Source organism: Pseudomonas sp. GX19020, from assembly GCF_023371075.1.
Taxonomy (GTDB): domain Bacteria; phylum Pseudomonadota; class Alphaproteobacteria; order Rhodobacterales; family Rhodobacteraceae; genus Pseudogemmobacter.
Map to the genome: position 1 here is coordinate 97,061 of NZ_JAMCCR010000001.1, position 17,412 is coordinate 114,472.

General features: G+C 63.1%; 13 protein-coding genes. 10 read left to right on the plus strand and 3 right to left on the minus strand.

Going from position 1 to position 17,412, the window contains the following annotated elements:
• Positions 1-815 precede the first annotated feature (815 nt).
• Positions 816-1,754 carry a CehA/McbA family metallohydrolase gene (locus M3484_RS00500; RefSeq protein ID WP_092896936.1) on the plus strand — a complete coding sequence of 313 codons (939 nt, stop codon included), beginning with the start codon at positions 816-818 and terminating at the stop codon, positions 1,752-1,754.
• Positions 1,755-1,788: 34 nt separating this feature from the next.
• Here the strand turns inward: M3484_RS00500 and M3484_RS00505 are convergent, their stop codons facing one another.
• Positions 1,789-2,667, minus strand: a complete 879-nt coding sequence (locus M3484_RS00505; protein ID WP_249495315.1) for a LysR family transcriptional regulator — start codon at positions 2,665-2,667, stop codon at positions 1,789-1,791.
• Between the two features lie 175 nt (positions 2,668-2,842).
• Here M3484_RS00505 and M3484_RS00510 point away from each other — a divergent pair, with 175 nt between their 5' ends.
• The 9 genes from M3484_RS00510 to pgi all read left to right on the plus strand — a co-directional run bounded on the left by M3484_RS00510 (position 2,843) and on the right by pgi (position 16,234).
• The gene (locus M3484_RS00510; protein ID WP_249495316.1) at positions 2,843-5,284 is read left to right on the plus strand and encodes a GcvT family protein; all 2,442 of its coding nucleotides are present in this window, start codon (positions 2,843-2,845) and stop codon (positions 5,282-5,284) included.
• A 108-nt stretch (positions 5,285-5,392) separates the two neighbouring features.
• Positions 5,393-7,852 (plus strand): GcvT family protein, encoded by a 2,460-nt coding sequence (locus tag M3484_RS00515; protein ID WP_249495317.1) that lies wholly within the window; start codon positions 5,393-5,395, stop codon positions 7,850-7,852.
• A 61-nt stretch (positions 7,853-7,913) separates the two neighbouring features.
• On the plus strand, positions 7,914-8,747 hold the full coding sequence (locus M3484_RS00520; protein WP_249495318.1) for an isocitrate lyase/PEP mutase family protein: 834 nt from the start codon (positions 7,914-7,916) through the stop codon (positions 8,745-8,747).
• Between the two features lie 309 nt (positions 8,748-9,056).
• Positions 9,057-9,545 carry a hypothetical protein gene (locus tag M3484_RS00525; protein ID WP_249495319.1) on the plus strand — a complete coding sequence of 163 codons (489 nt, stop codon included), beginning with the start codon at positions 9,057-9,059 and terminating at the stop codon, positions 9,543-9,545.
• A 292-nt stretch (positions 9,546-9,837) separates the two neighbouring features.
• Entirely contained in the window at positions 9,838-11,274 is a 1,437-nt protein-coding gene (locus tag M3484_RS00530; protein WP_249495320.1) for an aldehyde dehydrogenase family protein, read from the plus strand.
• A gap of 152 nt (positions 11,275-11,426) precedes the next feature.
• Positions 11,427-12,326 carry an NAD(P)-dependent oxidoreductase gene (locus M3484_RS00535; protein ID WP_249495321.1) on the plus strand — a complete coding sequence of 300 codons (900 nt, stop codon included), beginning with the start codon at positions 11,427-11,429 and terminating at the stop codon, positions 12,324-12,326.
• Between the two features lie 157 nt (positions 12,327-12,483).
• Positions 12,484-13,938 (plus strand): glucose-6-phosphate dehydrogenase, encoded by a 1,455-nt coding sequence (zwf, locus tag M3484_RS00540; RefSeq protein WP_092896948.1) that lies wholly within the window; start codon positions 12,484-12,486, stop codon positions 13,936-13,938.
• Positions 13,935-14,606, plus strand: coding sequence for a 6-phosphogluconolactonase (pgl, locus tag M3484_RS00545; RefSeq protein WP_249495322.1), 672 nt, complete (start codon positions 13,935-13,937; stop codon positions 14,604-14,606). Before zwf ends, pgl begins: the two co-directional genes overlap by 4 nt.
• Positions 14,607-14,629: 23 nt before the next feature.
• Positions 14,630-16,234 carry a glucose-6-phosphate isomerase gene (pgi, locus tag M3484_RS00550; RefSeq protein WP_249495323.1) on the plus strand — a complete coding sequence of 535 codons (1,605 nt, stop codon included), beginning with the start codon at positions 14,630-14,632 and terminating at the stop codon, positions 16,232-16,234.
• A 70-nt stretch (positions 16,235-16,304) separates the two neighbouring features.
• Here pgi and M3484_RS00555 read toward each other — a convergent pair whose 3' ends face one another.
• Positions 16,305-16,658: a RidA family protein gene (locus M3484_RS00555; RefSeq protein WP_092896957.1), complete on the minus strand. Its 354-nt coding sequence runs from the start codon at positions 16,656-16,658 to the stop codon at positions 16,305-16,307.
• 120 nt (positions 16,659-16,778) lie between these two features.
• Entirely contained in the window at positions 16,779-17,048 is a 270-nt protein-coding gene (locus tag M3484_RS00560; protein ID WP_249495324.1) for a hypothetical protein, read from the minus strand.
• Positions 17,049-17,412 lie beyond the last annotated feature (364 nt).

Here is a 17,412-nt window from a genome sequence, read left to right on the forward strand (position 1 = left end):
CCCATCATGCGCCATGGACCGATCGCGCCTCTCATCCCGCCCTCTGGCGGCTCCCGTTGCCCGGCAGTGGGTACGGGAGCCGCCTCCCTTGCGCAGAGATCACGATCTGACCCCTCCCGAGGCCCCGCATTGCGCCGTGACGATCTGGGGGGTGACAAATGGCTCAGGCTCGTCACCGCAGTGGTCATCAGATACGGCGCAGCCCGGGTGCCGGTACCGGTAACGCGGCCTGCCAGATCCATCCCGCGATGGGTGCGACCGCTATTCCGGCTATCGGGCATAGTGGGGCCTGAAGCCGGATCACGCGTTCCGCCCGCCAGCGGCATGAGGCGATGGCTTTGCACAGATCCCACGGGTGACATGTTCGGATCCGGAGGGATTTCTGACCAGGCTAAAGGGGGGGGGCGATGCCGGGATTTCGCGACAGGCAAGGCCGCCCGCTGATATTGCGGGGTCGGGCGTGGGGATCACTCGACGTCGCGAAACAGGTTGCATATCGCGCCAGGGAACATGCCCGGCCCCGCAGGGTCTGGCCCTGTGGGGCCGGTCGGAACAGCGCCGCGCAGCGCGGCCTCGCTGATTGTGGTTTGCGCATCGGGATGAGAGCCGCCCATTGCTGCCGGTGAAACCACATGCCGGCCATGCGCCGTATCGAGGTGGGGACTTGCCGCCGCCTCTGTAGCGCGGCAGAGTTGGCCGCGCCGCCCCTGTCGCATAAGCGTTACCGGAGCCGGCGATATGGTCCCTGGCCCCGCCACCCGTGCCGCCCTCGCCGGCGGCCTGGGATATTAACATGCAATTCAACCGGAGCAGACATGGTCCGCCAATCCGCCTTCACCGCCCCTGGCCGCTTCTGGCGCGGAAATCTCCACAGCCATTCGGATCGTTCCGATGGCGCGCTGCCGCCTCAGGAAGTTTGCCGCCGCTACCAGGCGGAAGGCTATGATTTTCTTGCCCTGACCGATCACTATGTCGGGCATTATGACTATCCGCTGGTTGATACCCGGCCGTTCCGGGCCGAAGGTTTCACGACCATTCTGGGGGCAGAGCTGCATTCCGGCGCGATGGAGAACGGCGAGCTCTGGCATATCCTTGCCGTTGGCCTGCCGCTGGACTTTCCGAAAGTGGGCAGCGCTGATTTCCATGCCCATCCGGGCCAGGAAACCGGACCCGAGATCGCGGCCCGTGCCGCCGCCGCCGGTGCTTTCGTGACCATCGCGCATCCGCACTGGTCGGGGATGACCCTTGATGATGCGCGTTCGATCACCGCCGCCCATGCGGTCGAGATCTATAATCACGGCTCGGCTGTCGGCGCGGATCGCGGCGATGGCGGCACGATTGCCGATCTGCTGATCTCGGAAGGGCGCGACATTACTCTGATCGCGACCGACGATTCCCATCTGGCGGTTCCCGACGCCTTTGGCGGCTGGACCATGGTGAAGGCTGAGGAAAACACCCCGGATGCGCTGCTGGAAGCCCTGAAACGCGGCGATTTCTATTCAAGCCAGGGCCCCGAAATCCATGATTTCCGCGTCGAAGGCGACCGGGTCATCGTCGAATCGAGCGCCGTGGAATGGGTGATCGCCATCGGCCATGGGTCAAGCTCAAACGTCACACACGGATCCTCCATGACCCGTGCCGAAGTGCCGCTGAAATGGCAGGGCGAGACGCCCTGGATCCGGGTTGTGGTTATCGACGCTGCCGGTCGGCGGGCCTGGACCAACCCGATCCGGCGTGACCAGGTTTCCGCCTGAGCTAAATGTTCCCGCCGGAGGCAATCGACAGCCGTCATGCCTCCGGCTGCGTCTGAAACGCACCATGCCCGCCAAGCTTGCGGCTGACGATCCGGCTGAGCTTTCGGTGCAGTGGCGTGATCCGGTGCCTGATATGCATCGCCGCATAGACCGGCTGGCGCAGAACCGGCGCATCCGCCACCGCCATGACCTTGCCGGCGGCGATCATCTCCCGGGCTGTCGCCTCCAGCACATAGCCGGTGCCGCCCATTCCCATCAGAAGCGAGGTGACCGAGCCGCTTTGCCCGACCGAGATCGGTGAATTCACCAGGTCGGGCGTGACCTGGCGGTGCATCTCCTGAAAAGCGGGCGAGAAATGCGAGAAGATGAACCGTTCCGGTCGCACCCCGGAAAGCGCAGTCACTTCGGTCGAGACCATGTGATAGCCGGCATCGCCCAGGCTTTCGAAATGCAGATCCGGATGCGGTTTCGGTGAAAACATCACCGCGAAATCAAGGATCCCTGTGAGCAGATCCGCGCACATCTGATTGGAATAATCGGGCTCGATATGAAGCGCGATATCGGGAAATTGCCGCCGGATCCCGACAACCCATTCGCCGAGATAAATCGCCGAGAGGTCATTCTGGATCCCGAGCCGCAGCAGATGTCCGGCACCGGTCGGCACCTGGATATGGCGGCGCGCCTCGTTCCATTCATGCCGCAACATGCGGGCATGGGGCTCAAACCGTTTGCCTTCGGTTGTCAGCATGGTGCCGGCGCGGGAACGGTCAAAGAGCCGCGCGCCGAGCGCGGTTTCCAGCACCTGGAGGCGGGCCGAGATGGTCGATTGCGTGACGCCGAGGCGCTCGGCCGTGCGGTGGAAGCTGCGGCTTTCGGCAAGATCGAGGAAGGTCTCGATAAGTTCGATTTGCATGGCTGCGTTCTTTCTGAAGCCGCCGGGGGCAGGCCCCCGGATCCCCGGACTGTTGCTGTCATGAGGATGGCCAGGTGAGCGGTTCTGATCGGATAGGCCGATCAATAGCCGCCTCTGCGCCGAATTGAAAGGGGCGGGAAGCTGGCGGATATTGGAGGCAATCAGGGAGAATAAAATGACGGAACTGGCCAGCGCGCGGGTCGCGATCATCGGGGGGGGCGTGGTGGGCGTCTCGGCACTTTACCACCTTGCGAAAGCAGGCTGGAAAGATGTGATCCTGCTGGAGAAAAACGAGTTGACCGCCGGGTCGACATGGCATGCGGCGGGGAATGTGCCGACCTTTTCCGCCTCCTGGTCGATCATGAATATGCAGCGCTATTCAGCGGGGCTGTATCGCGGGCTTGGTGATGAGGTCGGCTATCCGATGAATTACCATGTCACCGGCTCGGTGCGGCTGGGCCATAGCGATGAGCGGCTGCTGGAATTTAAACGTGTCGCCGGCATGGGCCGTTATCAGGGGATGGATCTGGAAGTGCTGGGGCCGGATGAGATCCGGGGCCGCTATCCTTTCCTCGAGACCCATGATCTGACCGGGGCGCTTTATGACCCCTATGACGGCGATATTGATCCGGCGCAGCTGACCCAGGCGCTGGCTACAGGGGCACGCCAGATGGGCGCGCGCATCGAGCGGTTCTGCCCGGTGACAGCGGCGAAATGGACCGGGTCGGAATGGGTGCTTTCGACGCCGAAGGGCGAGGTCCGGGCAGAATATGTCGTCAATGCCGCAGGTTACTATGCGGCTGAGGTCGGTAAGCTTTTCAATCGCCGGGTGCCGATGATGGTGATGAGCCATCAGTATCTGCTGTTCGACACCATTCCCGAACTTGAAGCCTGGTCGAAAGAAAGCGGCGCCAAGCTGCCGCTTCTGCGCGATGTCGACTCGAGCTATTACCTGCGTCAGGAGAAGATGGGCTTTAACCTTGGCCCTTATGAAAACCCCTGCCGCGCGCATTGGGCGACACCCGATGACCCGATGCCGGAGGATTTCAGCTTTCAGCTCTTCCCCGATGATCTTGAGCGGCTGGAATGGCATATTGCCGATGCGATGGCCCGGGTGCCGCTGCTGGAGAAGGCGGCGCTGCAAAAGGTCATCAACGGGCCGATCCCCTATACGCCGGATGGCAATCCGCTGATCGGGCCGATGCCCGGCGTGCCGAATGCCTTTGAGGCCTGTGTCTTCACCTTTGGCATCTGCCAGGGCGGCGGGGCCGGCAAGGTGCTGGCCGAATGGATCACCGAGGGCGCGACCGAATGGGATATGTGGTCCTGCGATCCGCGCCGGTTTACCGGGTTTGAAGATCACGATTACTGCGTCGCCAAGGGCAAGGAAGTCTATGGCAACGAATATGCGATGCATTTCCCGCATCACGCCTGGGGCGAGGGGCGCGGCAAAAAGCTGTCGCCGGTGCATGACAGGGTCGAGGCGCTTGGCGCGCAATTCGGGCCCTATAATGGCTGGGAGCGCGCGCTCTGGTATGCGCGGCCCGGTGATGACGTCACTGAGGCGGCGCAGCGCACCTGGAAACGCGAAGGGCCGTGGTTCGGGGCGGTGAAGGCCGAATGTGAGGCGGTGCGCGATGCCTGTGGTATCCTCGATCTGCCGGGCTTCTCACGTTACTGGCTGTCGGGTGAGGGCGCGGCCGCCTGGCTGCTGGAGCAGACCACCGGCAAGCTGCCATCGGTCGGGCGGCTGGGCCTGGCCTATTTCGCCGATGACAAGGGCCGGATCGTCACGGAAATGTCGGTCGCGCGCTTTGCGGAAGATGAGATCCTGCTGATCACGGCGGCAACGGCGCAGTCGCATGACCGTGCCTGGCTGGAGCGGCATCTTGCACCGGGGCTGAGCCTGACCGAGGTCACCAATGACTGGTCCTGCCAGATCCTGACCGGGCCTCAGGCGCGGGCGGTGCTGGAGGCGGCGGGGACTGAAGCTGATCTTGCGAAGGGCTGGCTCTCGCATCAGACCGGGCGGATTGCCGGGCGCGAGGTCTGGCTGGCGCGGGTGAGTTTTGCCGGGGAGCTCGGCTGGGAGATCCATTCCCGCCTGGCCGATACGCCGGTGGTATATGATGCGATCCTTGCGGCAGGCACGCCTTTGGGGCTGAAACCCTTCGGGATGTTTGCCCTGAATTCGCTGCGGATCGAGAAAGGCTATCGCGGCTGGAAGGGTGATCTTTCGACAGATTACAATGTCTTGCAGGGCGGTCTTGAGAGATTTGTCGATTGGGGGAAACCTGCTTTCCGCGGTCGCGCCGCTTTGGAGGCCGAAAGGCAGGCCGGTGTTGCAAAGCGCTTTGCGACCCTGGTGATCGAGGCAGGCGCCTTTGATCCGCCCTATATGTCGACAATCTGGAAAGGCGATCAGGTCGTGGGTGAACTGACCTCGGGCTATTTCGGGCATCGGGTTGGAAAATGCATTGGTCTCGGGATGTTGCGGGTTGATCTGAATGTGCCGGGTGAGGCGCTGGAAGTTGAGATCTTCGGCGAGCGCTTTGCTGCGGTGGTGCAGGCGGATGAACCGCTCTGGGATGCGAAGAACGCGCGGATCCGCGCCTGACTTGAAAGCGGGACCGGGGCGCTGCCCCATGCCACCGGATCGCTTGATCCGGTGGCGCTGATCCGGGGCATACCCGGGATATTTACAGACAGATGAAAGGGTAACATCGTGGTCGATGTTCCGAAAACGGCGCGGGCAGTGGTGATCGGGGGCGGCATTTCGGGCTGCTCGGTGGCCTATCACCTGGCGAAAGCGGGCTGGACGGATGTGGTTCTGCTGGAGCGGCGCAAGCTGACCTCCGGGACCACCTGGCATGCGGCGGGGCTGATCGGGCAGCTGCGCGCCAATCAGAATATGACGCGGCTCGCGAAATATTCGGCGGATCTTTATGGCAGGCTGGAGGAAGAGACCGGCGTTGCGACGGGCCTGAAACGGGTTGGGTCGATGACGGTGGCGCTGACCGCCGACCGGATGCAGGAGATTTTGCGCCAGGCGACAGTGGCGCGGATCTTCGGTGTGGATGTGACCGAGATTTCTCCTTCTGAAATCAAAGCGATGTATCCGCATCTTAACACCGATGGTGTGATCGGCGGCGTGCATCTGCCGGGCGATGGCCAATGTGATCCGGCCAATATCGCGATGGCACTGGCCAAAGGCGCGCGGATGCGGGGCGCGAAGATTGTCGAGGGCGTCAAGGTCACTGGTGTGACAGAGGGGCCGGCAGCGGGCGGCAAGCGCCAGGTCACGGGCGTCGATTACGAGGGGCCGGAGGGCCCGGGCCATATCGCGGCAGATGTGGTGATCAATTGCGGCGGCATGTGGGGGCGTGACCTTGCGGCGCAGTCGGGGGTCACGCTGCCGCTGCATGCCTGCGAGCATTTCTACCTGCTGACGGAGCCGGTGGCGGGGCTCACCGATATGCCGGTTTTGCGGGTGCCGGATGAATGCGCCTATTACAAGACCGATGCCGGCAAGATGATGGTCGGTGCGTTCGAGCCGGTGGCAAAGCCCTGGGGGATGGCGGGGATCCGCGAGGATTTCGAGTTTGATACGCTCCCCGAAGACTGGGATCATTTCGCGCCGATCCTTGAGGATGCGGCGAACCGGATGCCGATGTTCCAGACCGCCGGCATCCACACTTTCTTTAATGGTCCTGAAAGCTTTACCCCCGATGACCGCTATTACCTTGGCCCCGCGCCGGAGCTGGGCGGTTATTGGGTGGCGGCTGGCTATAATTCGGTGGGGATCGTGTCTTCGGGCGGCGCTGGCATGGCGCTGGCAGAGTGGATCACCACCGGCGAGGCTCCTTTCGATCTCTGGGATGTCGATATCCGCCGGGCACAGCCGTTCCAGAAGAACCGTCGTTATCTGAAGGATCGGGTGACCGAGACCCTGGGGCTGCTTTATGCCGATCACTATCCCTATCGCCAGGTGGTCACCGCGCGGGGTGTGCGCCGCACGCCCCTGCATGAACACCTGAAAGCGCGCGGTGCCGTTTTTGGGGAGGTTGCGGGCTGGGAACGGGCGAACTGGTTCGCGAACCCGGGGCAGGAGCGTGAATATCGCTATGCCTGGGGGCGGCAGAACTGGTTTGAGAACCAGAAGGCCGAGCATATGGCGGTGCGCGAGACTGTCGGCCTGTTCGATATGTCGTCTTTCGGCAAGATCCGGGTCGAGGGGCGCGATGCGGTGAGCTTCCTGAACCGCGTTTGTGCGGGGCAGATGGATGTGGCGGCGGGTCGTATCGTTTATACCCAGATGCTGAACCAGAAGGGCGGCATCGAGAGCGATCTGACCGTGACGCGGCTGTCGGAGCGCGCATTCATGCTGGTGGTGCCGGGGGCCACTTTGCAGCGGGATCTGGCCTGGCTGCGCCGCCATCTCGGCGATGAATTCGTGGTGATCACCGATGTGACCGCAGCGGAATCGGTGCTCTGCGTGATGGGGCCAAAATCGCGTGACCTGATGCAAAAGATCAGTCCGAATGATTTCTCGAACGCGGCGCATCCTTTCGCGACCATGCGCGAGATCGAGGTCGGCTACGGGCTCGCCCGGGCGCATCGGGTGACCTATGTCGGCGAGCTCGGCTGGGAGCTTTATGTGTCAAGCGACCAGACCGCGCATGTCTTTGAGGCGCTTGAGGCCGCGGGGGCGGATCTGGGGCTTAAGCTTTGCGGGCTGCATGCGCTGGATTCCTGTCGGATCGAAAAGGGCTACCGCCACTGGGGCCATGACATCACTGACGAGGATCACGTGCTGGAGGCCGGGCTTGGCTTTGCCGTGCGCACCAAAAAGCCGGAGTTCATCGGGCGTGACGCGGTGCTGCGGGTCGAAGCCGAAGGCGTGGCGCGGCGGATGGTGCAGTTCAGGCTGGAGGATCCGATGGTGTCCCTGTTCCATAATGAGGCGATTGTGCGCGACGGCGAGATTGTCGGCCCGGTGACATCGGCAAATTACGGTCATGCTTTGGGCGGTGCGATCGGCATGGGCTATGTGCCCTGCAAGGGGCAGAGCGAGGCGGATGTGCTGGGCTCGGCCTATGAGATCGAGGTGGCGGGGGTGCGGCATAAGGCCGTCGCGAGCCTTGCGCCGATGTATGACCCGAAATCGGAGCGTATTCGTATGTGACGGGCCGGGACGGGGGGCTTTCTGCCCCCCGAACCCCCCGAGGATATTTAAGGACAGATGAATGAAGCTGGCAGCGCGGCATCAGGATTTTGCGGATTTGCACCTTTCGGGGTGTTTTGTGATTCCCAATCCCTGGGACCGGGGATCGGCGCGGATGATGGCGGCTTTGGGAGCAAAGGCGCTGGCGACGTCGTCGGCGGCGCATGCCTTTACGCTCGGGCGGCCGGATATGGGCGGCGTCAGCCGCGATGAGGCGCTGGCCCATGCGGCGGATCTGATCTCTGCCACCGATCTGCCGGTTTCGGGCGATTTTGAGAACGGTTTCGGCGATGCGCCGGAGGTGGTGGCCGAAACCGTGCGGCTGGCCGCAGAGGTCGGACTTTCGGGAATTTCGGTTGAGGATACCCGGATGGTTGCGGGCAACCCGGCCTGTGAGTTCGGGCTTGCGGTGGAGCGGGTGCGGGCTGGGGTTGCCGCATCCCGCGCCCTTGGCCGGCCTTTCGTGTTCTGCGCGCGCGCCGACGGGGTGATGAACGGGGCCTATGATCTGGGTGAGGGGATCCGCCGTTTGCAGGCCTTTGAACTGGCCGGCGCGGATCTTTTGTATCTGCCGGTGCCACCGGGGCGGGCAGAGCTTGCGCAGGTTCTTGCGGCGGTCAGGGCGCCGGTCAATGCGCTGGCGGCGGGGCCGCTGAAGGCGATGACGGTGGCAGAGCTTGCCGCCATGGGGGTGCGGCGGATCTCGACCGGCAGCCAGATCGCGCGGCTGACCCATGCCGCGATCCGCGACGCAACGGCCGCGATGCTGGGTGAGGGAAGCTTTGCGCCGCTCAGCGCCACGGCCTCGGGGGATGAGATCGACAGGCTGCTTTTGCGAGGCGCGGCGCGGGAATGAAATCGGGCCTGCGCGGATGCCGGTTTCCGCTCAGCACGCTCGAGTTGAAGGTTGTCACCTGGGGGCGGCGCCTTTGCCGGTAGGATATGCGCCCGATCCGGCCCGGGTGAAAGGAGGATCAGCAGAAGCCACATAAAGGTGCCAGGATGGAGGTGATCCACCGCGCCGTGCCTCTCGGGCGCTGGTGATGATCGATCTGCAAATACGCCGTCTTGGGGCGTCATGGTCCAGATCAGGGCCGCGGAGATCCAGAGCGAAAATGGTGGCATCTGATGCCCGCGCGCGCTGATCGAAGAAATGTTGGCGAAGATGGCACCCCCTTTAACGCTGCCCGCGCGCGATCCGAAACATGACCATTATCCCTCGGGGACCAACATACATGCAGGGATCGCGGGTTTTGCAGTGCGTGGTATCGATCCGGATACGCTTTGCACCAGTCTTTCCAGCACGACGAAACAGGCTGGCACCCCGATCTTTGATATGGACCATGTCGGCGATGTGTTTGCGATCTGGCCTATGGTCACGGCGGGCGAAGTTGTTTGTCTCCGGCTTGGCCCGCTTCGCCGTGCCAGTGCTGCAATTCGCGAAAGAAAGCGGCGAGGTGAGGGAGGCGTGCATCTGCTGATACTGAGTGCGGCCAGCGCGCAGATGCAGCGGTTTTACCACCTGCCCGGCGGGGCCGTATCGGTGATCCCGGGAAGCAGGTTCCCCGACAGGCAGAGCGTCTGGAAAACGGCGGTCACCAATTCCCTGGCCGTGCTTTCCGGGCGAGGACTTGCAGCTTGTGAGGGGCATTGATGAGGCGCCGGACAGCGCTTCGAACGAGGCGATGAAAGAGGTCTTTATGGGCGGGCCGGGACATTATCTGGGGTCAGATCTGAGTTTGCGGCAGATGCCGACGGGGCATTGGCGAAGACGAACGAGTTTCCTGGAAAAGCCGGTTGCCGGAATGATCCGCAGATCGACGCCGCTATGCGGGCGCGGTTCAATATGTAGGGTGGCTGAGCTTGCGCCTGGGGGTAATCCACCGCAAGCTGCGCCAAAAGGCGGCGCTGCCAGGGCACCGCGATTGTAATGACTGGAGGATGATATGGCGATTTCAAAGCATCTGGGGCAATTCTATATCAATGGCGGCTGGGTAGATCCGCTGCCCGGGGGCACGAAAGCCGGGGTCGAAAACCCGGCGACCGAGGAAATCGTCGGGGATATCGCGCTTGGCACCGAGGCGGATGCGGATCGGGCGATTCTGGCAGCGCGGGCGGCCTTTGACGCCTGGACTGTGGTGCCGGTGGAAGAGCGCATCGCGCTCGTGAAGAAGATCCTCGAGGTCTATAATTCCCGCTATGAGGATTTTGCCCAGGCGATGTCGACTGAGATGGGCGCGCCGATTGAATGGGCGCGCGGCGCTCAGGCCTGGGCGGGGCAGGTTCATATCGAATCGACCATCAAAGCCGCGGAAGAGATGGTCTGGGAATATATGCGCGGCGATACCCGGATCGTGATGGAGGGGATCGGTGTCTGCGCCCTGATCACGCCCTGGAACTGGCCGATGAACCAGATCGCCTGCAAGGTGGCGCCGGCGCTGATCGCGGGCTGCACCATGGTGCTGAAGCCCTCGGAAATCGCGCCGCTTTCCGGGCTCTTGTTCGCGGAAGTCTGCCATGAGGCCGGGGTCCCGGCAGGGGTCTTCAACCTCGTGAATGGCGTAGGGCCGGTGGTCGGCGCGCGGATGTCCTCGCATCCCGAGGTGGATATGGTGAGCTTCACCGGATCGACCCGGGCGGGCACCGCGATTGCTGCCGCTGCCGCACCGACGGTCAAGCGTGTCGCGCAGGAACTGGGCGGCAAAAGCCCGAATATCATCCTGCCTTCGGCCGATATCCATGAGGCGGTGAAGGCGGGCGTTGCGGGCTGTTTCGCCAATACCGGGCAAAGCTGTGATGCACCGACGCGGATGTTCGTGCCGCGCGCCGCGACAGCGGCCGCCTATGCCGCCGCGAAAGAGGCCGCTGATGAAGTGGTGATCGGGGCGACAACCGATGCCGCGACCACGATGGGGCCGCTGATCTCGAAACTGCAATATGACAAGGTGCAGCGCCTGATCCAGGCCGGCATTGATGAGGGCGCGACGCTGATCAGCGGTGGTACCGGGCGGCCTCAGGGCGTCAATCGCGGCTGGTATGTGCAGCCGACCATCTTCGGCGATGTCACCAATGAGATGACCATCTCGCGCGAGGAAATCTTCGGGCCAGTGCTGGCGATCCTGCCCTATGACAGTATCGACGATGCGGTGCGGATGGCGAATGACACGCCCTATGGCCTTGCCGCCTATATCGCAGGCCCCGTTGAAGAGGCCAAACCGATTGCGCGGCGGTTGCGGGCCGGGACGGTGAACCTCAACTACCCGGACTGGGACACCTTCGCGCCCTTCGGGGGCTATAAGCAATCCGGCAACGGGCGCGAATATGCCGATTGGGGCATCCATGATTTCTGTGAAATCAAGGGTGTGGTCGGCTGGGGTGCCTGAACGAGGCGTCGCGCCTGCCCCCGGACGCAACTCTTCCGGGGGCGCATAGCAGATGTGCAGCGGACAGCCCTTGAATGTCCCGGGGCAGAGGCGTTGACTGTGGTCTGGCGGGGGGAGTTTCCCCCGCCTTTTCATCATCCGGAGGAGCGGCCATGCGCTATGGCTATGTTGGTCTGGGCAATCTCGGCGGTCACCTGGCGGCAAGCCTGCTCAGGGCTGGGTTCGATGTTACGGTCTGGGACCGCGATCCGGCTGCCGTTGAGCGGCTTTGCGGCAAAGGCGGCGACCGTGTCGGCTCGCTGGAGGAACTCGCGCAACAGGTGGACCATGTTTTCACCTGTCTGCCCTCGCCCCAGGCCTCGGAAACCGTGCTGGCGCAGATGCTGCCTTTCATGAAACCCGGATCGAGCTGGATCGAGAATTCGACGCTCGGGCGCGATGATGTGCTGCGGCTTGCGGGGCTTGCGCGCAGTGCGGGCGTTCGGATGATGGAGGCGCCGGTGACCGGTGGTGTCCATCTGGCGGCGAAAGGCGAGATCACCGTCCTCGCCGGGGGGGACCGCGATCTTTACGATCTGCATTTCCCGGCGCTCGAGGTGATCGGCGGCAAGATTTTCCATATGGGGCCGCTTGGCTCTGCGGCGGTGATCAAGGTGATCACTAATATGCTGGCCTTCATCCATCTCGTCGCCGATGGCGAGGCATTGATGCTGGCCAAACGCGGCGGGCTTGACCTGAAAACCGCCTGGGAGGCGATTGCGGCCTCATCGGGCAGCTCTTTCGTGCATGAAACCGAAGGCCAGCTGATCCTGAACGGCAGTTACGATGTTGGATTCTCGATGGATCTGGCGCTGAAGGATCTGGGATTCGCCATCGGCTTTGGCCGCGAATTCGGCGTGCCGCTGGATCTGGCCTCGCAGGTCAACCAGACCTTCCTGCGCGGGCGCGCGGCCTTTGGCGGCCAGGCGCAATCGACCCAGATCGTGAAACTGCTCGAGGAACTGCTTGCCACGGATTTGCGCGCCGAAGGTTTTCCGGACCGGCTGGAATGAGCGGGCGGCAAAGCCGGCATTTGCCAGAGCCCAATCCGGTGCTAGACATGGCATTGTCGGGCCGATAGAAGGCTGGCATCGTATCGTTAGCGCTAACGGTCCTGCGAAGCCGTGATGGCAACCGCACCGGACCGTGATCAGTAAAGACAGGGATTCCATGGCTTCGCGCGTCATTCCGGTCGAGATTTTCGATCTTGTGATCTTCGGTGGTACGGGTGACCTTGCCCGCAGGAAGATCCTTCCTGGCCTTTATCTGCGCTGGCTGGCGGGGCAGATCCTGCCCGAGGCCCGCGTGATCGGTGCCGCGCGCGCCGATCTGACCGAGGCAGAGTTTCGCGATTTCGTCGCCGGTGCCATAGCCGAATTCGTCCCCGAGGCGAAACGCGACGAGGCGGCGATCAGGGGGTTTCTGGACCGGCTTGGCTATGTCGCGATCGATGCGACGGGCGAACGCGGCTGGAAGGATCTCAAGGCGCTGATCCGCCCCGATGTGGTTCAGGCCTTCTATTTCTCGGTGGCGCCCTCGCTCTTTGGCGCGATTGCCGAACGTCTGACCAGCAATGACATCGCGGGCCCAGATGCGCGGATCGTGGTGGAAAAACCCTTCGGCCGTGATCTCGCATCGGCCAAAGCGCTGAACGCCGCGCTGGCCCGGCATTTCGAGGAACGCCAGATCTACCGGATCGATCATTACCTTGGCAAGGAAACCGTGCAGAATCTGATGGCGGTGCGCTTTGCCAATATTCTGTTCGAGCCCCTGTGGAAGTCGGAATATGTCGATCATGTGCAGATCACGGTGGCGGAAACCGTCAGCGTGGACGGGCGCGGCGCCTATTACGACACATCCGGCGCGATGCGCGATATGGTGCAAAACCATATCATGCAGCTTTTGTGCCTGATCGCGATGGAGCCGCCCTATCATTTCGATCCTGACGCGGTGCGTGATGAAAAGCTCAAGGTGATCCGCGCGCTGGATCCGGTGCTGCCCGAAGATATCGTGCGCGGCCAGTATCTCGCCGGTGGCGGCGAGGCGGGCTATCTGGAACATGCGGAAAACCCGGCAAGCCGCACCGAAAGCTATATCGCGCTCAAGGTGAATATCTCGAACTGGCGCTGGAAGGGGACACCCTTTTACCTGCGCACCGGCAAGCGCCTGCGGGCGCGCGAAAGCGAGATTGCCATCACTTTTAAAGAGCCGCCGCATTCGATCTTCGACGATCACGCCGGCTGGCGCGACAATGTGCTGGTGATCCGGCTGCAGCCCGATGAGGGGATGAACCTCAAGGTGATGATCAAAGAGCCGGGGCCGGGCGGTATGCGCCTGACCCAGGTACCGCTGGATATGTCCTTTGCCGATGCGCTGAAAGACAGCCTCGAAGACGTGCCTGACGCCTATGAACGGCTGGTCATGGATGTGATCCGTGGCAATCAGACCCTCTTCATGCGCGGCGATGAGGTCGAGGCCGCCTGGGCCTGGACCGATCCGATCATCCAGGGCTGGGAGACGCGCGGCGACCGGCCCCAGACCTATGATCCCGGCACTTCAGGTCCGGAGGATGCGCTGATGCTGATGCATCGGGACGGGCGGCGCTGGCGGGGGATGGGGGCATGAATTTCAACGCCTATCCCGACCGCGATTTCCTGCATCTGCAACTCGCGGACCGTATCGCCTCGCAGCTGGGGGAATTCATCCGGCGCGACGGCCGCGCGACATTTTCGGTGCCGGGCGGCACCACGCCGGGGCCGGTCTTTGATATCCTCTCGGGCGTTGATCTCGACTGGGGGCTGATCTCGGTTGTCCTGAATGACGAACGCTGGGTGCCCGAACATTCTGACCGCTCCAACACCAGGCTTTTGCGCGAACGCCTGCTGCAGGGCCGCGCCGCCAGGGCGAAACTGATCCCGCTTTACACCGCGACCGACACGCCGGAAGAGGGCATTCCCGCGCTGGAGGCCACTCTCGCGCCGGCTCTGCCGATCTCGGTGCTGCTTCTCGGCATGGGGAGCGATATGCATACTGCATCACTTTTCCCGGGTGCCGACCGTCTGGCCGAGGCTCTGGCCCCGGATGCGCCTTTGCTGATGCCGATGCGCTCGGATGCGGCGGTGGAACCCCGCGTCACCCTGACCGCGCCGGTTCTGAGCGCAGCCATGCATATCCATGTGCTGATCACCGGCGAGGCAAAGCGGGAAGCGATTGAAAAGGCGGCAGGCCTGCCTGCAACCGAGGCGCCGGTCCGGGCTGTGCTGGATCACGCCGAGGTGCATTGGGCCGAATGACGCAAAGACCGGAAGGGCAAAAAATGGATAAGTGGCAGGCGCTGAAAGCGCATCATGCGAAAGTGGCAGAGCGCCGGATCCTCTCATTGTTCGATGCGGATCCGGCGCGGGCGGCTGGCTTTTCTGCGGAGTCCGACGGGCTTTTGTTCGACTGGTCAAAGACCAATATCGACGCCGGGGGCCGCGATCTCCTGCTGGCGCTGGCCACGGCTTCGGGCGTCGCCGACAGGCGCGCCGCGATGTTTTCCGGCAAGAAGATCAATGAGACCGAGGGCAGGGCGGTGCTCCATGTCGCGCTGCGTGCCGGCGAGGAACACCGGATCCTGGTCGACGGCCAGGATGTGATCCCCGAAATCACCGCAACCCGCAAACGTATGGCGGCATTCGCCAACGCGCTGCGCTCGGGGGCCTTTCAGGGGCAGGGCGGCAAGATCACCGATGTCGTCAATATCGGCATCGGCGGCTCTGACCTCGGCCCGGCCATGGCCGCGCTGGCGCTGGTCCCCAATGCTGACGGGCCGCGCACGCATTTCGTCTCGAACGTAGATGGCGCGCATATCCATGACACGCTGGCCGGGCTGAACCCGGAAACCACGCTTGTGATCGTCGCCTCCAAGACCTTCACCACCATCGAGACCATGACCAATGCGGATACCGCAAAGGCCTGGATGGGCCGCGTGGTCAAAGACCCGGCCGCGCAATTTGCCGCCGTTTCGACCGCTGGTGATAAAACCGCCGCTTATGGCATTGCGCCCGAACGTGTGTTCGGTTTCGAGGACTGGGTTGGCGGGCGTTATTCGATGTGGGGGCCGATCGGCCTCGCGCTGATGCTGGCAATCGGGCCTGAGGATTTCGATCAGTTCCTTGCCGGCGGCCGCGCGATGGACAATCACTTCCTCGAAACCCCCTTCGCCGACAATATCCCGGTGCTGCTGGCGCTGGTGGGCATCTGGCACAACCAGCTCTGCGACTATGCCACCCGCGCCGTGCTGCCCTATGAACAACGCCTCTCGCGGCTGCCGGCCTATCTCCAGCAGCTCGAGATGGAATCAAATGGCAAATCGGTGGCGCTGGATGGTTCTTCGCTGAGCATCAACTCCGGCCCCGTGGTCTGGGGCGAGCCCGGCACCAATGGCCAGCACGCCTTTTACCAGCTGATCCACCAGGGCACCCGCGTCATCCCCTGCGAATTCCTCGTCGGCCGCCACGGCCATGAGCCGGACCTCGCGCATCAGCACCTGCTGCTCGTCGCCAATTGCCTCGCGCAATCCGAGGCGCTGCTGCGCGGCCGCTCCCTCGACGAGGCCCGCGCCATCATGGCGAAAAAAGGCCTGACCGGGGACGAGCTGGAACGCCAGGCCCGCCATCGTGTCTTCCCCGGCAACCGTCCGACGACAACGCTCGCCTATGACAGGCTCACTCCTTTCGTCCTCGGCCAGATCATCGCGCTCTATGAACATCGCGTCTTTGTCGAAGGCGTGATCCTCGGGATCAATTCCTATGATCAATGGGGGGTCGAGCTCGGCAAGGAACTCGCCCTTGCGCTGCAACCGGTGCTCGAAGGCAAAGAAACCACCGAGGGCAAAGACGGCTCCACCGCCAGCCTCGTGGCCTTCCTGAAAACCTGAGCCATATTCATCTGTCCCCAAATATCCTCGGGGGGTGAAGGGGGGCAGACAGCCCCCCTTCCTTTTTAACTCACTTCAGCGCAGCGGTCACGATGACCTCGACGCGGTAATCCGGCGTTGCGAGCTTGGCCTCGCCGGTGGCGCGCGCCGGGGTATTGCCCTGCGGCACCCAGGCATCCCAGACCGCATTCATCTCGGCGAAATCCACCATATCGGCGAGCCAGATCTGGGTCGACAGGATACGGGTCTTGTCAGTGCCTGCAGCCGCAAGGATCCGGTCCACTTCGGCAAGGCAGGTGCGGGTCTGATCCGCAACCGAGTCGCCGGGGTTCCCGACCTGGCCCGCGAGCCAGATGATGCCATTGTAAGACACGCCCTCGGACATACGCGCGCCCACGCCATAGCGTTTGATTTCCGAACTCATCTTGCACTCCCTGCTTTGGTCGGTTCCCTGCAAGGAATAGCGGTGCGGCGCGGGGAAGAAAAGCGCTCCTCCGGCAAATGCGGCGCGGCGCTTTTGTGCCGCAGGATCCGGGAGAGGCCGCTAAGGCGTGCGGCGGCACAGAAAGCTGTCACCACTGACCGGAGAAAACCAGGTCATTGTACCATCGGGGTTCATCGCCAGCGAGAGCTGGTAATCATCCTCGAAGGTCAGGGTGAATGTATCGCCCTCGGGGGCGATATCGACAATGGGCATCGGCGCTTCACCGCTGTCATAATCGCTGCCGGTAAAGGTGAAAGTCCCTACCTCGCAATCCCAGACCCCTTCGAAAGGCCAGGGCGCGGCGGCAACCGATGGCCCGGCTGCGATCACTGTGAGTACCCAGAGAAGTGCCGCCCCGCCTGAACGGCCCAGGATGCCAGAGCGGTGAGCGGAAGGATTGCGGCATGGAGCTGAACCATCAAATCCCGGATCAGGACTATCAGAGCTGAGGCCCTGGAGGCGGGTCGCCGTCCGGCCCTCGGATCTGGCCCTGGATTGCCTCATTTGCCTCATCGCGCTCCACTATCCCTCTGTCAGGGGGTGCAAATATACGTCCGTCGCTCCCCCGGAGTAAAGGGAGAGCAGTGTCCCAGATCTGGCGCTGCAGGTGTCGCCCCGGTCAAGCCTGCGGCTGGCTTGCGCTGTGACACCGGCACCCGATTGCCGACGGTCTGCTTTGATCGGGCAAGAGATG

Bases quoted from the DNA above. Each gene is read 5' to 3' on its own strand.
- M3484_RS00500 (WP_092896936.1), top strand. From the start codon at position 816: ATGGTCCGCCAATCCGCCTTCACCGCCCCTGGCCGCTTCTGGCGCGGA.
- M3484_RS00505 (WP_249495315.1), bottom strand. From the start codon at position 2,667: ATGCAAATCGAACTTATCGAGACCTTCCTCGATCTTGCCGAAAGCCGC.
- M3484_RS00510 (WP_249495316.1), top strand. From the start codon at position 2,843: ATGACGGAACTGGCCAGCGCGCGGGTCGCGATCATCGGGGGGGGCGTG.
- M3484_RS00520 (WP_249495318.1), top strand. From the start codon at position 7,914: ATGAAGCTGGCAGCGCGGCATCAGGATTTTGCGGATTTGCACCTTTCG.
- M3484_RS00525 (WP_249495319.1), top strand. From the start codon at position 9,057: ATGGCACCCCCTTTAACGCTGCCCGCGCGCGATCCGAAACATGACCAT.
- M3484_RS00530 (WP_249495320.1), top strand. From the start codon at position 9,838: ATGGCGATTTCAAAGCATCTGGGGCAATTCTATATCAATGGCGGCTGG.
- M3484_RS00535 (WP_249495321.1), top strand. From the start codon at position 11,427: ATGCGCTATGGCTATGTTGGTCTGGGCAATCTCGGCGGTCACCTGGCG.
- zwf (WP_092896948.1), top strand. From the start codon at position 12,484: ATGGCTTCGCGCGTCATTCCGGTCGAGATTTTCGATCTTGTGATCTTC.
- pgl (WP_249495322.1), top strand. From the start codon at position 13,935: ATGAATTTCAACGCCTATCCCGACCGCGATTTCCTGCATCTGCAACTC.
- pgi (WP_249495323.1), top strand. From the start codon at position 14,630: ATGGATAAGTGGCAGGCGCTGAAAGCGCATCATGCGAAAGTGGCAGAG.
- M3484_RS00555 (WP_092896957.1), bottom strand. From the start codon at position 16,658: ATGAGTTCGGAAATCAAACGCTATGGCGTGGGCGCGCGTATGTCCGAG.